The sequence below is a fragment of the Pseudomonas sp. B21-054 genome (genome assembly GCF_026016345.1).
Taxonomy (GTDB): domain Bacteria; phylum Pseudomonadota; class Gammaproteobacteria; order Pseudomonadales; family Pseudomonadaceae; genus Aquipseudomonas.
The window spans coordinates 3,432,123-3,451,105 of record NZ_CP087204.1; the positions used below are offsets into that span (position 1 = coordinate 3,432,123).

The following is an 18,983-nucleotide window of genomic DNA, read 5'->3' on the forward strand; positions in this document are numbered from 1 at the left end:
AAAATACAAACAGCCATGAGCGATCCAGGGTCAGCGACCAACGATTGTCACCTGCGCACCGTCGCAGACCTCTACAGCGGGCACCATGGCTGGTTGTACGCCCGACTCTATCGGAAACTGGGCAATGCGCTGGATGCTGCAGACCTGGCCCATGACACCTTCATCCGCATTCTCGCCTCGAAGGTCGCAATCATCGAAGAACCGCGGGCGTACCTCTGCTGTGTCGCCGGCGGGATCCTGGTCAACTGGTTCCAGCGCAAGGCCCTGGAGCGCGCTTATCTCCAGGCGCTGGCGTTATTGCCCGAACCCGAAGTGCCCTCGCCGGAACGGCGTCTGTTGGTACTGGAAACCCTGCATGAAATCGACGCCATGCTCGACACCCTCCCCGGGCCGGTCAAACGGGCATTTCTGTTATCGCAAATCAGCGGCCTGAAATACGCCGACATCGCCAACCAGTTGGGGGTTTCGCTGATCACGGTCAAGCGCTACATGAAGCAGGCGTTCCTGCACTGCCTGATGCTGGTGGACTGAATGAGCCCTCACGATCGCCATACCCTCGATCCGTCCATCCTCAACGAAGCAGCCGACTGGCTGATGCGCCTGAGCGAAGGCAGTGTCAACGACGCCGAGCGCCAGGCATGGGAACGCTGGCGCACCAGCAGCCCGGCACACCAGCAAGCCTGGGCGCGAGCCGAATTGCTGCTGAGCAAACTGCAAGGCCTGCCGCCCACCCTGGCCATGCCCTCGCTGGACCGTCCCAGCAACCCCGAGCGCCGTGCCGCCATGGGCAAACTGGCGGCCTTGCTCGCGCTGGCGCCACTGGCCTGGGGCAGTTGGAAGCTCAACGACTGGCAGCAATGGACCGCCGACTACCGCGCCCCCGTGGGCGAACGTCGTGACCTGACCTTGACCGACGGCACCCGCGTCACGTTGAACACCGACACCGCCATTGATGTGTCTTTCGATCAACGTCAACGCCTGCTGCTGTTGCGCCGTGGCGAGATCCTGGTACAGACCGCGCCGGACCCGTCCCCCAGCGCCCGGCCGTTCCTGGTGGAAACCAGCGAAGGTCGGATGCAGGCCCTCGGTACACGCTTCAGCGTTCGCGAGGAAACCGGACACACCCGCGTCGCCGTGCTGGAGGGCGCCGTCAGCATCCAGCTCAAGGGCATCCCTGGAAAAGTCGTCGAGGCCGGCCAGAGCAGCGGTTTTACGGCGTTTGCCGTTGACGGGCTCAAACCTGTCGATAAATCGGTGCTGGCCTGGACCCAGGGCATGCTGATGGCTGACAACATGCGCCTGGCCGATTTCGTCAGTGAACTGGCTCGCTATCGCAACGGCATCCTGCGCTGCGACCCGGCCATTGCCGATCTGCGGATTTCCGGCGCGTTCCCCCTCAACGACACTCGACTCACCCTGAACATGCTTGCCCGGACTTACGCCATCAACATCACTTCGCGCCTGGGTGATTACTGGATCATGTTGGCGCCAGCGTGAGTACGGGAAAAAATATTCGTCTCAGGGTGATACTTTTTTCGATCCTGGCTGGCTAGAGAACAAACCTCTCTCTGAACAGGATCATCACGCCATGCCCGTTGCCCGCCCCCTGCGCTCGGATCGTAAGCTGAATCTGGCGATTCGCAGCGCGATGCTCAGCGTTGCCCTTTCGACCTTTAGTCCAGGCAGCTGGGCCGCACCGGGTGCGGCGCTGGACAGCGTCGCCAGCCAGTCCTACAACATTCAGCCCGGGCCCCTGGGACCAACGCTTTCAGCGTTCGCCGTGCAAGCGGGCATCGCCTTGTCGTTCGAACCGTCCCTGACCCAAGGCCTGAACAGTCCGGGCCTCTCCGGCCAGTTCACGGCACGCGAAGCGTTTAACCGGCTACTGGCCGGCAGCGGCCTGGACCTGGTGGCTCGCGACGATGGCAGCTACACCCTGCAAAAACGCAGCACCAACGGCGAATTGACCCTCTCGGAGACCACCATCAGCACCACCGAAGCCCGTCCCGGGGATTTGCCGCCCGCCTACAGTGGCGGTCAGGTCGCCCGTGGCGGCCGGGTGGGCCTGCTGGGCAACAAGGACCTGATGGACACCCCGTTCAGCGTGAGCAACTACACCTCGGCCCTGATGAAAGACCAACAAGCCGTGACCGCCGCCGATGTGCTGGAGCGTGACTCTTCGGTGCGCTCCACCGGCCAGACCGGCGGCATCGTCGACTCGTTTTTCATTCGCGGCTTTCCCGTGGGGGAAGGCAACCTGGGAGAGCTGGCGTTCGACGGTGTGTATGGCGTGGCCCCCAACTATCGGGTGTTCACCGAGTACGCCGAACGTATTGAAGTGATCAAGGGCCCGGCCGCCCTGCTCTACGGCATGTCGCCCAACAGCGGTGTGGGCGGTGTCATCAACATCGTGCCCAAGCGCTCGCTGGACGAAGACTTGACCCGCGTGACCGCCAACTACGCCATGGACTCGCAAGCGGGCGGGCATGTCGATATCAGCCGTCGTTTCGGCGAGGAGCGGCGCTTCGGCGTGCGGGTCAACGGCAGCCTGCAAGGCGGCGACACGGCAATCGACAAGCAGTCGCGGGATGTGGGCATCGGCTCGATTTCCCTTGACTATCAAGGCGACCGACTCAGGACCAGCCTGGATCTGATCAGCCAGGAAGAACAATGGGACGCCCCTTCCCGGCCGTTTCAGATCGCCAGCGGCGTCGAGGTGCCCTCGGCGGCCAACGGGCGCAGCAACGTCACGCAGGAATGGGCCTGGTCGAAGACACGGGACAAGTCCGCCTTGCTCAGCGGCGAGTACGACCTGAGCGACAACCTGACGGTTTTTGGTCACCTCGGGGGCGGAAAGTCTGATGTGGCACGGTTGTCGGACCAGACACCGACGATTCGCAACAACGCCGGAGACACTCGCTCGACGCCCGGCTACTACAAGTTCGAAGTGGAGCGCTACACCGTCGACGCTGGCGCCCGGACTCGCTTCGAGACCGGCCCGGTCAGCCACAGCGCCACCTTGCAGCTGAGCCGTTATCGCGACGAACTGCGGCGGGGGATCAATTCCGGAACGCCCCTGTCCTCGAACATCTACCATCCGGTGGAAAGTGACAAACCGTCCATAGCCTCGCCGGATGTCACGAAAGTCTCCGACACCGAACTGTCGGGCCTCGCCCTGGCCGATACGCTGTCGATCCTTGACGAACGCGTTCAAGTCACCTTGGGACTGCGCAAGCAACGTGTCGAATCGCATAACTACAACAGCACTACCGGCGCACGCACGACGCCGTCCTATGATGAAAGCGAAACCACACCGTTGTTCGGTGCGGTGATCAAGCCTTGGGAACACGTGTCGTTTTATTACAACTACATCGAAGGACTCAGCAAGGGCGATACGGCCCCCGCTACCGCCAACAACTCTGGAGAAATATTCAAGCCCTATATTTCTCGCCAACAAGAGGTTGGCGTCAAAGTCGACTACGGCACCTTTACCTCGACCCTGGCGCTGTTCCAGGTCAAGAAGCCCAGCGGCGAGCTGTCCAACGGCGTGTTTTCGGTCCAAGGCGAACAACGCAACCGTGGCATCGAGCTGAACATGTTCGGTGAACTGCGCGAAGGCACCCGCCTGCTGGGTGGCGTCACCTTGCTGGACGGCGAACTGACCAAAAGCGGCACCGCGGCCAATCGCGGCAATAAGCCGGTCGGCGTGCCCGAAGTGCAGGCCAACCTCTGGGCCGAATGGGACACGCCCTGGATCCAGGGTGTGACCCTCACGGGCGGTGCGATCTACACCGGCAGCCAGTACATCGACCAGGCCAACACCCGTGAACTCGACCCGTGGACCCGTTTCGACGCGGGCGCCCGATACAGCACCGTGCTGGATGGCCGGCCAACCACCTTCCGCGCCACGGTGCAGAACGTCTTCGACCGTGAGTACTGGTCCGGCGTGGCCTCCTACGGCGCGTTCTCCCAAGGCGCACCGCGCACCTTGCTGCTTTCGGCCACCGTCGACTTCTGAGTTTCCCCGGCCCCGACCGCGCCTGCAACGCTGCCGGGGCCGCTCTTTGACAAGGTTTCAACGATGCCCCTCCCGTCTCGAACACGCTCATCGCTCACCGCTTGGCTGCTGGGATCGGTTGCCCTGCTGCTGAGCGGTCTGGCTTTTTCCGGCACCGCGCCGGACAGCACCGCCAAAACCACGGTCACCGATTTGCTGGGCCGTCAGGTCCAAGTGCGCATTCCCGTACGCCGGGTGATCCTGGGCGAAGGCCGCCAGTTGTATCTGGTGGCAGCCCTGGACACCGCCAACCCGCTGCGGCGCATCGTCGGCTGGCGCAAGGATTTGATCCAGTCCGACCCGGACACCTACGCAGCCTATCTGCGCCGCTATCCGGAGATCGCCAAGGTACCGACGTTCGGCGGTTTCGAAGACGGCACCTTCGACATCGAGCAAGCGATCAGCCAGCAACCGGACGTCATCATCCTCAACATCGAAGCCCAGCACGCCACCGAAGACGCTCGCTACATCGAGAAGCTCGACGCGCTGGGTATCCCGGTGGTCTACGTGGATTTCCGCAATAACCCGATGCAGAACACCGAGCCGACCATGCGCCTGTTCGGCCAGTTGTTCGGTGAAGATGCGCGAGCCGAGGCATTCATCGCTTTTCGCAACCAACAGATCCGGCGCGTCACCGACGTGATCGAGGCCCGCCAGCCGCCCAGGCCCAAGGTGTTCATCGAGCGCATCGGCGGCTACACCGACGATTGCTGCCTGAGTTTCGGCAATGAAAACTTCGGCCGCTTCGTCGAGCTGGCCGGCGGTCACAACATCGCCAGCGCCATCATCCCCAATACCTTCGGCCAGTTGAACGCCGAACAGGTCATCGTTGCCGACCCCGCGCAGGTGATCGTCACTAGCGCGAACTGGCAAGCCTTTGCGCCGGGTGGACACTGGGTCGGCGTCGGCCCCGGCGCCGACCTGGCCGAGGCGCGCCGCAAACTGCAATGGTTCACCCAGCGCCCTGCCTACGCGGGGATCAAGGCCCAGCAAACCGGGGACTTTCATGCCGTCTGGCATCAGTTCTACAACAGCCCGTACCAGTTCATCGCCATCCAGCAACTGGCCAAGTGGTTCCACCCGGAACTGTTCGCCGAACTTGACCCCGATGCCACGTTTCGTGAGTTCCACGAGCGCTTCCTGCCAGTGCCCTACGAGCCTGGCTACTTCGTCAGCCTCAAGCCAACGCAGGGCCAGCCATGAACGAGCGTCTCGATCACCTTGCCCTGGGCACGATCTATCGTGCGCAAGTCTGGCGTAAACGCTTGATCCTGGTCGGGCTGGGGCTGTTGCTGTTGTTCAGTGTGCTGTTGGACCTGGCCCTCGGCCCTGCCAGCTATAGCCTGGAGGAAGTGCTGGGCGCGCTGTTTTCACCGCAATCCGCTGCGCCGCAGGTGCGGGTGGTGATGTGGGACATTCGCCTGCCGGTGGCGCTGATGGCCGTCGCGGTGGGCGCCGCGTTGTCCCTGGCCGGCGCACAGATGCAGACCATCCTCAACAACCCGCTGGCAAGCCCGTTCACCCTCGGCATCTCGGCGGCGGCCAGCTTCGGCGCGGCCTTGGGGCTGGCGTTTGGCGTGGCGTTGGTGCCGGTGATTGCCCAGTACATGGTTCCGCTCAATGCCTTTGTCATGGCGATGCTCTCGGCCCTGCTGATCCACGTGTTGAGCCTGCGCCGCGGCATGACCAGCGAAACCATTGTGCTGTTGGGCATTGCCCTGGTGTTCACCTTCAATGCGCTGCTGGCGCTGGTGCAATTCTTCGCCACCGAGCAAGCCGTGGCCGCCGTGGTGTTCTGGACCATGGGCAGCCTGACCAAGGCCACGTGGCCGAAACTGGGCGTCATTTGCCTGGTGATCCTCATCACCTTGCCGATTTTTGCCCGGCGCGCCTGGGCCATGACCGCCTTGCGCCTGGGCGATGAAAAAGCCGCAAGCTTCGGCATCAATGTGCGCAAGCTGCGTTTGCAAACCCTGGTCATGGTCAGCCTCCTGGCATCATTTCCGGTGGCGTTTGTCGGCACCATCGGCTTTATCGGCCTGGTGGGACCGCACATTGCGCGGATGCTCATCGGTGAAGACCAACGTTTTTTCCTGCCCGCCTCGCTGCTGACCGGCGCCTTGATCCTGTCGGCCAGTTCCGTGGTCAGCAAGACCTTGATACCGGGGGCCATTTTTCCCATCGGTGTGGTCACGTCGCTGATCGGCGTGCCGTTTTTCATCTCTCTCATTCTTGGCGGGAAGAAGCAGTCATGGTGACGATTGAACTGGCGGGCCTGGGTGCCCGTTATGGTAGCCGGACGATTCTCGACGCAATCACGACGCCGATGTTCTCCGGCGGTGAAGTGGTGGCCGTGGTTGGCCCCAATGCGGCCGGCAAATCAACGCTATTCAAGCGTATCGCGGGGCTGATCGACGGCCCCGGTCAGGTGCGGCTGGAAGGGTCGCGCAATGGCCTGGACGGCATCTGCTACATGCCGCAGAACCTCAACGCCAGTGCCCGGCTGACGGTCTATGAATCAGTGCTGCTGGCCCGCAAGCAACGGGCACCGGGCTGGGCTGTGCAAACGGACGAACTGGAGATCGTGGACCGCACACTCGACTCCCTCGGCATCAGCGAGTTGTCGTTTCGCAACCTGGGTGAATTGAGTGGCGGGCAGCAACAACTGGTGTCCATCGCACAGACCCTGGTACGCGAACCCGAAGTGTTGCTGATGGATGAGCCCACCAGTGCCTTGGATATGCGCCGTCAGGTCCAGGTCCTGGCGTTCATGCGCGCCCTTGCCCGCCAACACGCAATCATCGTGTTCATCGCCCTCCACGACCTGAACCAGGCGCTGCGCTTTGCCGACCAGGTGCTGGTCATCGCCCAGGGCACCCTGCAAGGCAGCGGTCCGAGTGAAGAAGTGATCACCGAGCAGATGCTGCGCACGGTGTATCGGGTCCAGGCCCGGATCGAGCAGTGTTCGAGGGGGGAGCGGCACATTATCGTGGATGATGTGGTTTGAACGCCGACGAGACTGAATTCGCCCGTTCTTGTGGGGAGCAGTCGCAGCCCACCGTCATTATGGGTAACATACCGGCCTTCCCGCAGCCCTTCTGCGACCTGCCGAATAAGCCCATTACATGCCTTTTGAACTCAGCGTTGACCTCACCACCCTCGCTATCCTTGCCGTTGTCGCGTTCATTGCCGGTTTCATCGATGCCATTGCCGGAGGTGGCGGCCTGCTGACCACGCCCGCCCTGCTGACGGCCGGCCTGCCGCCCCATCTGGTCCTGGGCACCAACAAGCTCAGCTCGACCTTCGGCTCGGCCACGGCCAGTTTCACCTTCTACAAGCGCAAGCTGTTCCATCCCCGACAGTGGACCCACGCCCTCGTTGGCACCCTGGTGGGCGCCCTGGCCGGCGCAATCGTCGCCCATTACCTGCCTGCCGAATGGCTGAACAAAATGTTGCCGGTGATCGTCTTCGCCTGCGGCCTGTACCTGTTGTTCGGCGGCACGCCCAAGGCGCCGCTGGACAGCGACGCACCGATCAAAAAGACCTGGCAATCGACCCAGGGCTTCAGCCTGGGTTTCTACGACGGTGTGGCCGGCCCTGGCACGGGGGCGTTCTGGACGGTCAGCAGCCTGCTGCTCTACCCCATCGACCTGGTCAAGGCCAGCGGCGTGGCCCGTAGCATGAACTTCGTCAGCAACATCGCGGCGCTGTCGGTGTTCATCTTCTCGGGACAAGTGGATTGGATCATCGGCCTGAGCATGGGCCTGTCGGTGATGGTCGGTGCGTTCTTCGGTGCCCGCACCGCCATCAGCGGCGGTGCCAAGTTCATCCGACCGGTGTTCATCACCGTGGTGCTGGGCCTGACCGTGCGCCTAGCCTGGCAGCACTGGTTCAGCGTGGCCTAGTCGTCGCGCCACATAAAGGTCGATCAGGTAGCGAGCGATGGAGCGCGAGGCCGGCAACGGTGGCAGGTCGTGGACGTTGAACCACTGGGCGTCCTCGATTTCATCTTCCTGGGGCACGATGTCGCCACTGGCGTATTCGGCGTGAAAGCCCAGCATCATCGAATGGGGAAACGGCCAGCACTGGCTGCCCATGTACTGGATGTTCTTCACTTCGATGCTGACTTCTTCACGCACCTCGCGAATCAGGCAATCCTCCGCCGACTCGCCCGGCTCGGCAAACCCGGCCAAGGTGCTGTAGACGCCGGTGACGAAACGTGGCGAACGGGCCAGCAGGACTTCATCGCCGCGGGTGATCAGCACGATCATGCTCGGTGAAATCCGCGGGTAATGCCGTAAATCGCAGGCATCGCAGTACATGGCCCGCTCCAGCGGAATCTGGCCCATGCGCTTGCCGCAACTGCCGCAGAAACGATGCTCCCGGGCCCAGGTGCCGATCTGCGCCGCGTAGCCCAACACTTTGTACAGCGTGTGATCATCCTCGAGCATGAAGGCCCGCAGGCCTTTCCAGTTGCAACCGGGGATGTCCAGCGGACTGTGCAGTTCCAGCAGGTAGACCGGCTCGCCATCCAAGTGGCCGATGCCGTGCTCGGCGAGGATCGACAGGTCCTGGCGCTTGAGCCAGTCGCGGGGAAACAGCGCGCCGTTGTCATCGAACAGAAAGCCTTCCGGGCTGCGGGCCACGGCCCAGCCGCCAGGAAGATCGATATCGAGTACTGCGGTGGTCCAGCGTGAAATCATGGTCAGTCAATCCAGAAATTCGGGTTTCTGTTTGCTCATATGGGCGGCCATGGCCACGCGCAGGTCGGTCGATTGCAGCATGGCGGCGTTCCACGTGGCGACATATTCCAGCCCGTCGTCGATGCTGTGGTTGCGCATGTAGCTGATCATGGCCTTGGTGCCGGTCACCGCAATCGGCGACTTGGCGGCAATGTCCCGGGCGATGCCCATCACCCCGTCGAGCAGGCTGGCGGCATCACTGTAGATACGATTGACCAGGCCGATGCTGCGCGCTTCGTCGGCACCAAAGGTGCGCCCCGTATAAGCGAGTTCACGCAGCATGCCGTCCCCGATGATCCGGGGCAAGCGTTGCAATGTGCCAACATCGGCCGCCATGCCGATATCGATTTCCTTGATAGAGAATTGCGCATCCTCGGCGGCGTAGCGCATGTCGCAGGCTGAAACCAGGTCGATGGCCCCGCCCAGGCAATAGCCCTGGATGGCTGCGAGCACGGGTTTGCGGCAATTGTCCACGGCGTTGAACGAGGCTTGCAGTTGCAGGATCTTGCGCCGCAACAGGCGTGCGTTGCGGCCGACGTCCTTGCCCAGCTCATTGGCCACCCCGGCCAGCATCATCAGGTCGATGCCGGAGGAAAAATGCTTGCCGGCACCGCTGAGCACCACCACCCGCACGGCGTCGGTATCATCGATCCATTGGAAAATCTCGATGATCTCGGTCCAGAACGCGGCGTTCATCGCGTTGATCTTTTCCGGTCGATTGATCTGCACATGGGCGATGTTGTCTGCAAGTTCGACGTTGAACGCTTGATATTGTGCCATGGCAGTGATCCTTTACCGGCTGAAAAGAGGCCTGAACTATAGCAAGTCGGCACGACAGGTCGTAGACAGTGCATCGGCCAAAAGCGGGACTGCCTGCCGACCAAGCAAAGGGGAACCTGTATAAGTGGATTTATCTGTGGTGAGGGCTTTTATCTGTGGCGAGGGGATTTATCCCCGCTGGGGTGCGAAGCGCCCCCCCCCTCATCCTGCCTGACACACCGCAGTGGCAGAAGTATTTGGGGCTGCTTCGCACCCCAGCGGGGATAAATCCCCTCGCCACAGGGACCTGCTTCGTTCTGACTTACTCATCCGTCTTTAGCTGCCCATCCCAACCACCGCCCAACGCCGCAATCAACTGCACGCTGGCGATCAACCGGCTCTGTTGCAGGCTCAGCACGCTGCGTTCGTTGCTCAAGGCGGTGGCCTGGACGGTCACCACGTCGAGGTAGGCAATCAATCCAGCCTTGTACTGGTTCTGCGTCAGGCGCAGGGACTCACGGGCGGCATCGAGGGCTTCCTGGCGCACGCGGGCTTCGTCTTCCAGCACTTTGAGCTGGATCATGTAGTTTTCCACCTCGCGAAAACCGTCGAGCACGGTCTGGCGGTAGGTGGCCACGGTCTGGTCGTAGGCGGCGACGCTGCGGTCGACTTCCGCCGAACGCTGGCCGCCATCGAACAGTGTCATCGCCAACTGCGGTCCCACCGACCAGAAGCGGTTCGGCACGCTGACCCAATTATCGTAGGTACTGCTGCTGTAGCCGCCACTGAGGCTCAGGGTCAGGTCCGGATAATAGGCGGCCTTGGCCACGCCGATGTTGGCGTTGGCGGCCATCACCGAGCGTTCGGCCGAGGCGATGTCCGGCCGCCGTTCGAGCAGTTGCGACGGCAGCGCCACCGGGATCTGCGGCAACGACGGGATAGCCTGGGTTTCGGCCAGGTTGAATTCGGCCGGCGGCAGGCCCATCAGCACAGCGATGGCATTTTCGAACTGGGCCCGTTGCCAGATCAGGTCGATCAGGTCGCCCTGGGTGGTCTTGAGCTGGTTCTGCGCCTGGGCCACCGCATCCTTGCCAGACACACCGGCGCGGTACTGGTTTTCGGTCATCTTCAACGAGCGCTGATAGTTGTCGACGGTGGTTTGCAACAGGCGTTTCTGTTCATCGATCACCCGCAATTGCAGGTAGTTCTGCACCAGCTCCGATTGCTGGCTCAGGCGCATCGCGGCCAAGTCGGCGAAACTCGCTTGTGCGCTGGCCTCATCAGCTTCCAGCGTGCGACGCAGCTTGCCCCAGACGTCCGCCTCCCAACTGACCCCGGCCTGGGCACTGTAGGTGTCGCGGATGCCGCTGGACGAACTGCTCAGGCTCGAACTGCTGCTGCCGGTGCCCTGGCTGGAGCGGTTCTTGCCGACGGTCAGGTCCACCGTTGGGAAGAAGGCACCACGGGCACTGCGCACCAGCGCCCGGGCCTGACGGTACTGGGCTTCGGCCTGGGCCACGGTCTGGTTGGAAGTGTTGAGCTGCGCCACCAGGCCATTGAGCTGCGCGTCACCGTACAACTCCCACCAGGCCCCCCGGGCCAAGGCGTCACTGGGGTTGGCCTGGCGCCAGCCTTGGGCCTCCTTGTACTGCACCGGCGCGGCGGCGGGCGGACTCTGGTAATCCGGGCCGATGGCACAGGCGCCGAGCAGGGCCACGCACAATGCCAGGCTCAGCGCCCGCGAGCCCCGGGCGGTCATCAGCGCGGCGACAGGATTGGAAAGCGAACGGTCGGTCATAGCGGAGTTTCCAGGGCAGCATCAGTGCGCACACCGCGCCAGCGGTTGAAGCGATGGCGCAGTTTATCGAGATACAGGTAAACCACCGGCGTGGTGTAAAGGGTCAGGACCTGGCTGAACACCAGCCCGCCGATGATGGTCAGGCCCAGCGGCTGACGCATCTCCGAGCCTTCAGCGGCCCCCAGTAATAGCGGCAAGGCGCCAAGGATCGCCGCCAGCGTGGTCATCAGAATCGGCCGCAGCCGCAGCAGGCAGGCGCTGCGGATCGATTCCAACGGCGTCTGGCCGCCACGCTCCAGTTGCAGCGCCAAGTCGATCATCAGGATCGCGTTTTTCTTCACCACGCCAATCAGCAGAAACAGCCCCAATAAGGAGATCAGGCTGAACTCGCCACCCAGGGCATAGATCGACAGCAACGCACCGACCCCGGCCGACGGCAAGGTGGACAGGATGGTCAGCGGATGAATGTAGCTTTCGTACAACACACCCAACACCAGGTACACCGCCAGCAATGCCCCGAGGATCATGAACGGCTGGCTCTTCTGGGTGGCGGCGAATGCGTCGGCGGTGCCGGCCATTTTCGCGATGACATCCTCGGGCAAGCCGACTTTGGCAAGGGCCCGTTCGATGGCGGCGGTGCCCTGCTCCACTGTCACGCCTTCGGCCATGTCGAAGGAGATGCCCTCGGAAGCGAACTGGCCCTCGTGGCTGACCCGGTCGTCCTCCAGGCTGTTTTCATAGTGGGCAATGGTCGACAGCGGCACCCGCGCCCCGTCGGCGGTAATCACCTGGACCTGTTCGAGGGTCTTGGGGTCCTGGGCGTACTTGGGATTGACCTCCATCACCACCTGATACTGGTTGAGGCTGTCGTAGATGGTGGAAATCTGCCGCTGGCTGTAAGCGTTGTTCAACACGGTGGTAACCATGTCCATGTCGATGCCCAGGCGCTTGGCCTGGTCGCGGTCCACCACCAGCGTCACCTGCTGGGCACCGCCGCCGTCACGGGCGTCGATGGCGGTCAGTTCCGGCAAGGCGCGGAAGGCCGCCACCACCTTGGGATACCACGTGCGCAGGGAGGCCAGGTCACCGCTCTGGAGGATGTAGGAGTATTGCGAGGTGGTCTGCTCGCGGCCGCCGCCAAACTGCAGGTCCTGGTCGGCCATCAGCATCAATTGGCCACCGGGGACCTTGGGCATTTCCTTGCGCAGACGCTCGATGACTTTCTGCGCGGAAATCCCGCGCTCCTTGATCGGTTTGAGACGCACCAGCATGAAGGCATTGTTGGTGCCGTTGTTGCCACCGATGAAACCGGCGACGCTCTGCACCGCCTCGTCCTTGAGCACGGCGCGGCGGAAGATTTCCATCTTCGGTTGCATCACGTTGAACGACAGTCCGTCGTCGCCGCGCACAAAGCCGATCAATTGACCGGTGTCCTGCTGCGGCATGAAGGTTTTCGGCACCACCACGTACAGCGCGACGTTCACGCCGATGGTCACCAGCAGGCTAAGCAAGGTCAGGCGCCGATGGCGCAGCACCCAGTCCAGGCTGATGGCATAACCACGGACCATCCGTTCGTTGAGGCCCTGGCTCCAGCGCTGCAGGCGATTCTCCTGCCCCGGTACGTGGGGCTTGAGCCAACGGGCGCAAAGCATCGGCGTGAGGGTCAGCGAAACCACCAGCGAAACCACGATGGAGGCCGCCAGGGTGATGGAGAATTCGCGGAACAGGCTCTCGATGATGCCGCCCATGAACAGGATCGACAGGAACACCGCCACCAGCGAGACGTTCATCGACAGCAACGTAAAGCCGACTTCTTCGGCGCCCATATAGGCGGCTTTCATCGGTGGCACGCCTTCGTCGATGTGCCGGGAAATGTTCTCCAACACGACGATGGCATCATCCACCACCAACCCGGTCGCCAGGATCAACGCCATCAGCGACAGGTTGTTCAAGGAGAAGCCGTAGAGGTACATGACCGCAAAGGTGCCCACCAGCGACACCGGCACCGCCAGGGTCGGGATCAGCGAGGCGCGGAAGTTGCCGAGGAACAGGAACACCACCAGCACCACCAGGGCCACGGCGATCAGCAGGGTCATTTCCGCTTCATGCAGAGTGGCCTTGATCACAGGCGAGCGATCCATGGCCAGGTTCAGCTTGACGCTGGCCGGCAACACCGCCTGCAACGCCGGCAACTGGGCCTTGATCTCGTTGACGGTCTCGATGATGTTGGCCCCGGCCTGGCGGTTGATCACCAGCAGCACGGCGGCATCATTATTGAAGAAACCGCTGTTGTAGCGGTCTTCGACGCTGTCGGTGACTTTCGCCACGTCCTTGAGCCGCAGCACCGAGCCGTCCTGGTAGCGGATGATCAGCGTTTCGTAGTCCTTGGCTTTCTCCAGCTGGTCGTTGGCCTGGACCTGCCACATGCGCCGGTCGTCCTCCACCGAACCCTTGGGCCGGCGCACGTTGCTATCGGCTATGGCGGTGCGCACATCGTCCAGGGCCACGCCGTACTGGTTGAGCAACTGCGGTTCCAGCTCGATGCGCACCGCTGGCAGAGAACTGCCGCCGATCTGCACCTCACCGACACCCGACACCTGGGACAGGCTTTGGGACAGGATGGTGGAAGCCAGGTCGTAGAGCTGGCCTTTTTCCAATACATCCGAGGTCAGTGACAGCACCATGATCGGCGCCTGGGACGGGTTGACCTTCTTGTAGGTGGGCATGCTGCGCATGCCGCTGGGCAGCAGATTGCGCGAGGCATTGATGGCCGCCTGCACTTCCCGGGCGGCGCCATTGATGTCGCGGTCCAGGTCGAATTGCAGGATGACCCGCGTAGAACCCTGGCTGGAGCGACTGCTCATGGTGTTGACCCCGGCGATGGCGCCGAAGGACCGCTCAAGGGGCGTTGCCACCGTCGAAGCCATCACCTCGGGGCTGGCCCCTGGCAGGTTGGCCTGGACCACGATCACCGGGAAATCCATCTGCGGCAGCGGCGAAACCGGCAGCAGGCCGAAACACACGCCGCCGAGCAGCATGATGGCGAAGCTCAGGAGCATGGTTGCTACGGGGCGACGGATGAAGGGGCCGGAGAGGTTCATGGGCGACAGCCCCAAGCTGCAAGCTTCAAGCGGCAAGAGAAAAGCAAGTCGTGCGCAGGCTCTAGCTTGTCGCTTGCGGCTAGAAGCTTGCCGCTAGGCACCGTCATACCCGCACCTCTTTCCCTTCTGGCTTGGCAAAGCGGCGGCCCAAGCGATCGAAGTACAGGTAGATCACCGGCGTGGTGAACAACGTCAGGACCTGGCTCACCAACAACCCACCCACCATCACCAAGCCCAGGGGCTGGCGCAGTTCGGCGCCGGAGCCGGTGGCAAGCATCAGCGGCACGGCACCGAACAAGGCTGCCAGGGTGGTCATCAGGATCGGCCGGAAGCGCAGCAACGCGGCCTGGTAGATCGCCGTCTGCGGGTCCATGCCCTGGTTGCGTTCGGCGTCCAGGGCGAAGTCGATCATCATGATCGCGTTCTTCTTGACGATGCCGATCAACAGGATGATGCCGATGATCGCGATCATGCCCAGGTCATTGCCGCTGAGGATCAGCGCCAGCAACGCACCAATGGCCGCCGAGGGTAACGTGGAAAGAATGGTGATCGGGTGGATATAGCTCTCGTACAAAACGCCCAGGACGATGTACATGGTGACCACCGCCGCCAGGATCAGCAGCAAGGTACTCGACAGCGACGCCTGGAACGCCTGGGCCGCGCCCTGGAACTCGGTCTGCACGCCCACCGGCATGCCGATGTCCTGTTGGACCTTTTCAATCGCCTCCACGGCGTGCCCGAGGGCTACGCCCGGCGCGAGGTTGAACGACATCATCACCGCCGGAAACTGGCCGATGTGGGCAATCGCCAGTTGCGCCTGACGCTCCTCGACACGGGCCAGGCTGGACAAGCGGACCTGGCCGCCGTCGGTGGTCTTGACGTGAATCTGGTCCAGCGCCTGCGGCCCGATCCGCTCCCCGGCCTGGGCCTGCAACACCACGCGATACTGACTGGCCTGGGTGTAGATAGTGGAAATCTGCCGCTGGCCAAACGCGTCATACAACGCATCGGTGATGTTCGAAACGGATACGCCCAGTCGTGAGGCGGCGTCGCGGTCGATCACCAGGTAGACCTGCAGGCCCTTGTCCTGCAAATCGCTGGCGACGTCGGTCAGTTCCGGCTGCCGGGCCAGGGCTTCGACGAGGCGCCCGCTCCAGAGACTGAGCAACTCGGCGTCCGGCGAGGACAGGCTGAATTGGTACTGGGTGCGGCTGACCCGGTCTTCGATGGTCAGGTCCTGCACCGGCTGCATGAACAGACGGATACCCACCAGGCGATCCAGCTGCGGCTGCAAACGGGTAATGATCTCGGTGGCGCTGTCATCCCGTTCGCTGTGGGGCTTGAGGTTGATCAGCAGCCGACCGCTGTTGAGTGTGGCGTTGTCGCCGTCAACGCCGATGTAGGACGACAGGCTCTCCACCGCCGGGTCAGCGAGGATCACCTTGGCCAGTTGCTGCTGGCGCTCGCTCATGGCCGCGAAGGAAATCGATTGCGGCGCCTCGGAAATGCCCTGGATCACCCCGGTGTCCTGCACCGGAAAAAAGCCCTTGGGCACGGCCAGGTACAACACCACTGTCAGCACCAGGCTGCCTACGGCCACCAGCAGGGTCAGCGGCTGATGCTTGAGCACCCACTGCAACTTGCGCCCGTAGGCGGCGATCAGCCAGTCGATCCAGGCCCCGCTGGCACGGTAGAAACGGCCCTGCTCCTCTTCCTTGGGCTCGCGCTTGAGCAACCGGGCGCACATCATCGGCGTCAGGGTCAGGGACACCACCAGGGAAATCAGGATCGCCACCGCCAGGGTGATGGCAAACTCGCGGAACAGCCGCCCCACCACGTCCGCCATGAACAGCAACGGGATCAACACCGCGATCAGCGACAGCGTCAGGGAAATCAGCGTGAAGCCGATCTGCTTCGCGCCCTTGAGCGCGGCCTGCAACGGGCTGTCGCCCTCCTCGATATAACGGGCGATGTTCTCCAGCATGACGATGGCATCGTCCACCACGAAACCGGTAGCGATGGTCAGCGCCATCAGGGTCAGGTTGTTGATGGAAAACCCCGCCAGGTACATCACGCCGAACGTCCCGATCAGCGACAGCGGCACCGCCACCGAAGGGATGAGGGTGGCGCTGAATCGGCGCAGGAACAGGAAGGTCACCATGACCACCAGGACGATGGCGATCAGCAGTTCATGTTGCACGTCGGTGACCGAGGCGCGGATGGTCTGGGTGCGGTCGGTAAGCACGGTGACGTCCAGGCCGGCCGGCAGGTTGTCGGTGATGCTCGGCAACAGGGCCTTGATCCGGTCTACCACTTCGATGACGTTGGCCCCGGGCTGGCGCTGGATGTTCAGCAGCACCGCCTGGTTCTCGTTGGCCCAGGCGGCAAGGCGTTCGTTTTCGGCGCCATCGACGATCTGCGCGACGTCCTTGAGCCGCAACGGCGCGCCGTTGGCGTAGGCCAGGATCAGTTCGGCGTAGTCCTTGGGCGAGGTCAACTGATCGTTGGCGTCGAGCATCGAGACCCGGGTCGGGCCGTCGAAGTTGCCCTTGGGCTGGTTGACGTTGGAAGCACCGATCAGCGTGCGCACGTCCGCCAGGTTCAGGCCGTTGGCCGCCAGCGCCTCGGGGTTGACCTTGATCCGCACAGCCTGGCGCTGGCCACCGGCAATGGTGACCATGCCGACGCCGCTGATCTGGGCGATTTTCTGCGCCATGCGGGTGTCCACCAAGTCATTGAGCTTGGGCAGCAGCATGGTCTTGGAAGTGATCGCCAGGGTCAGCACCGGGGTGTCGGCCGGGTTGACCTTGTTGTACACCGGCGGTGCCGGCAGGTCCTTGGGCAGCAGATTGGTGGCCGCATTGATCGCCGCCTGCACCTGCTGCTCGGCGACATCCATGTTGATGTCGAGGTTGAAGCGCAGGGTAATCACCGAGGCGCCGCCGGAACTGGTGGAGGCCATTTGCGTCAGCCCCGGCATCTGCCCGAACTGCCGTTCCAGGGGCGCGGTTACCGCGCTGGTCATGACATCGGGGCTGGCGCCCGGGTACAGGGTCATCACGCGGATGGTCGGGTAATCGACCTGAGGCAACGCCGACACCGGCAACAACCGATAGGCGATCAGGCCAGCCAGGACGATGGCCAGCATGCTCAGGGTGGTGGCGACCGGGCGAAGGATGAACAGCCGCGAGAGGTTCATGCGCCGCCCTTTTTCGCCTTGTCGGCCGCGGCCGGTTCAGTCGGGGTCGCCGCCGTTTTGCCTTGCAGGTGCTCGGTCGGCGTGGTGGGCACGTCCTGGCTGTCGTTGACCACTTCCACTTCGCTGCCCTCCTTCAAGCGATCAGTGCCCTCGAGCACGACCCGGTCACCTGCCGCCAGGCCTTCGGTGACCACGGTGTTTTCACCGTCGTTGGCACCGATCTTCAACTTTCTGATGGTGACTTTCTTATCCCCCTCAAGGGCATAGACGAAGGTGCCGTTGGTGCCAAACTGAATGGCCGCCGTCGGCGCCAGGACCACGCCCTTGAGGGTGTCGGCCAGCAGATGGACGTTGACGAACTGGTTGGGGAACAGCGATTGGTCGCGGTTATCGTAGCGAGCCTTGAATTTCAGGGTGCCGGTGGTGATGTCGATCTGGTTGTCCAGGCTCTGCAGCACACCGCTGGCCTGCAGCTTCACGTCGCCACGGTCCCAGGCTTCGACCGGCAGTTTCGCCCCGCTGCGGTAGCGGGCGAGCACGGTGTCGAGGTTGTTTTCCGGCAAGGTGAACACGACGCTGATGGGTTGGGTCTGGGTGATGACCGCCAGGGCCGCCGTGTCGTTGGCCGCCACCAGGTTACCGATGTCCAGCTGCCGCAGGCCGACCCTTCCGGAAATCGGCGCACGGATCTTGGTGAATTCGAGGTTGAGCTTGGCGTCGTTGACCGCCGCCTGGTTGGTCTTGACCGTGCCCTGGTACTGGCCCACCAGCGCCGCGGCCGTGTCGAGGGTCTGCTTGGCGATGCTGTCCTCGGCATACAGGCCGCGATAACGCTCAAGGTCCACCTGGGCATTCTTCAGTTGGGCCTGGTTCTGCAACAGCGTGCCTTCGGCCTGGAGCAAAGCGTTCTGGTACGGGCGTGGGTCGATCTCGGCCAGCAGGTCCCCGGCCTTGACCATCTGCCCTTCTTCAAAAGCGATCTTGACCAGTTCACCGCCCACACGGCTGCGCACGTTGATGGTATTGAGGGCCGTGACCGTGCCCAGTGCCTTGTAATACAGCGGGAAATCCCCGGTGACCGCCGGCGCCACCCGGACCGGGATCGGCCCCGTCGCGCCACCAAACCCTGGCCGCATGGCGCCTGAGCGCCCCGTATGGCCAGCCGAAGCTTTCTGCTCTGCCCCGGACTTGTCCGGGCCCGCGGGCCAGAACTTCCAGGCCAGCAGCGCAACGACAACCACAACGAACAGACCGAACAGCCAGCGACGGGAATGACGGGAAACAGAGGATTGCATGGAGTGATCAACCATTGGGCGCGTGGGCTTCT

General features: G+C 63.0%; 13 protein-coding genes. 7 read left to right on the forward strand and 6 right to left on the reverse strand.

Features of this window, described 5'->3' with window-relative positions; all coding sequences use genetic code 11:
• Nucleotides 1–15 precede the first annotated feature (15 nt).
• The 7 genes from LOY70_RS15380 (at nt 16) to LOY70_RS15410 (ending at nt 7,962) form a co-directional block, all read left to right on the forward strand.
• Nucleotides 16–531, forward strand: coding sequence for a sigma-70 family RNA polymerase sigma factor (locus tag LOY70_RS15380; RefSeq protein WP_265028295.1), 516 nt, complete (start codon nt 16–18; stop codon nt 529–531).
• Nucleotides 532–1,497: a FecR domain-containing protein gene (locus LOY70_RS15385; RefSeq protein ID WP_265028296.1), complete on the forward strand. Its 966-nt coding sequence runs from the start codon at nt 532–534 to the stop codon at nt 1,495–1,497.
• Between the two features lie 91 nt (nt 1,498–1,588).
• Entirely contained in the window at nt 1,589–4,018 is a 2,430-nt protein-coding gene (locus tag LOY70_RS15390) for a TonB-dependent receptor (RefSeq protein ID WP_265028297.1), read from the forward strand.
• Between the two features lie 63 nt (nt 4,019–4,081).
• A complete protein-coding gene (locus LOY70_RS15395) occupies nt 4,082–5,260 on the forward strand; it encodes an ABC transporter substrate-binding protein (RefSeq protein WP_265028298.1) in 1,179 nt (392 codons plus the stop codon).
• Entirely contained in the window at nt 5,257–6,315 is a 1,059-nt protein-coding gene (locus tag LOY70_RS15400; protein WP_265028299.1) for a FecCD family ABC transporter permease, read from the forward strand. The genes LOY70_RS15395 and LOY70_RS15400 overlap by 4 nt, the downstream gene beginning before the upstream one ends.
• Nucleotides 6,309–7,064 carry an ABC transporter ATP-binding protein gene (locus LOY70_RS15405; protein WP_265028300.1) on the forward strand — a complete coding sequence of 252 codons (756 nt, stop codon included), beginning with the start codon at nt 6,309–6,311 and terminating at the stop codon, nt 7,062–7,064. The genes LOY70_RS15400 and LOY70_RS15405 overlap by 7 nt, the downstream gene beginning before the upstream one ends.
• A gap of 118 nt (nt 7,065–7,182) precedes the next feature.
• The gene (locus tag LOY70_RS15410) at nt 7,183–7,962 is read left to right on the forward strand and encodes a TSUP family transporter (RefSeq protein ID WP_123344273.1); all 780 of its coding nucleotides are present in this window, start codon (nt 7,183–7,185) and stop codon (nt 7,960–7,962) included.
• Here LOY70_RS15410 and nudC read toward each other — a convergent pair.
• From nudC to LOY70_RS15440, 6 genes are all read right to left on the reverse strand, one after another.
• Nucleotides 7,930–8,760 (reverse strand): NAD(+) diphosphatase, encoded by an 831-nt coding sequence (gene nudC / locus LOY70_RS15415; RefSeq protein WP_123344274.1) that lies wholly within the window; start codon nt 8,758–8,760, stop codon nt 7,930–7,932. The two genes, LOY70_RS15410 and nudC, sit on opposite strands and share 33 nt — an antisense overlap.
• 6 nt (nt 8,761–8,766) lie before the next feature.
• Nucleotides 8,767–9,579: a crotonase/enoyl-CoA hydratase family protein gene (locus tag LOY70_RS15420; protein ID WP_265028301.1), complete on the reverse strand. Its 813-nt coding sequence runs from the start codon at nt 9,577–9,579 to the stop codon at nt 8,767–8,769.
• 301 nt (nt 9,580–9,880) lie between these two features.
• Nucleotides 9,881–11,356: an efflux transporter outer membrane subunit gene (locus LOY70_RS15425; protein ID WP_320110184.1), complete on the reverse strand. Its 1,476-nt coding sequence runs from the start codon at nt 11,354–11,356 to the stop codon at nt 9,881–9,883.
• The gene (locus LOY70_RS15430) at nt 11,353–14,457 is read right to left on the reverse strand and encodes an efflux RND transporter permease subunit (protein ID WP_265028302.1); all 3,105 of its coding nucleotides are present in this window, start codon (nt 14,455–14,457) and stop codon (nt 11,353–11,355) included. The genes LOY70_RS15425 and LOY70_RS15430 overlap by 4 nt, the downstream gene beginning before the upstream one ends.
• A gap of 103 nt (nt 14,458–14,560) precedes the next feature.
• Entirely contained in the window at nt 14,561–17,656 is a 3,096-nt protein-coding gene (locus LOY70_RS15435) for an MdtB/MuxB family multidrug efflux RND transporter permease subunit (protein ID WP_265028303.1), read from the reverse strand.
• Nucleotides 17,653–18,966: an MdtA/MuxA family multidrug efflux RND transporter periplasmic adaptor subunit gene (locus tag LOY70_RS15440; RefSeq protein ID WP_265028304.1), complete on the reverse strand. Its 1,314-nt coding sequence runs from the start codon at nt 18,964–18,966 to the stop codon at nt 17,653–17,655. The genes LOY70_RS15435 and LOY70_RS15440 overlap by 4 nt, the downstream gene beginning before the upstream one ends.
• Between the last annotated feature and the right edge of the window lie 17 nt (nt 18,967–18,983).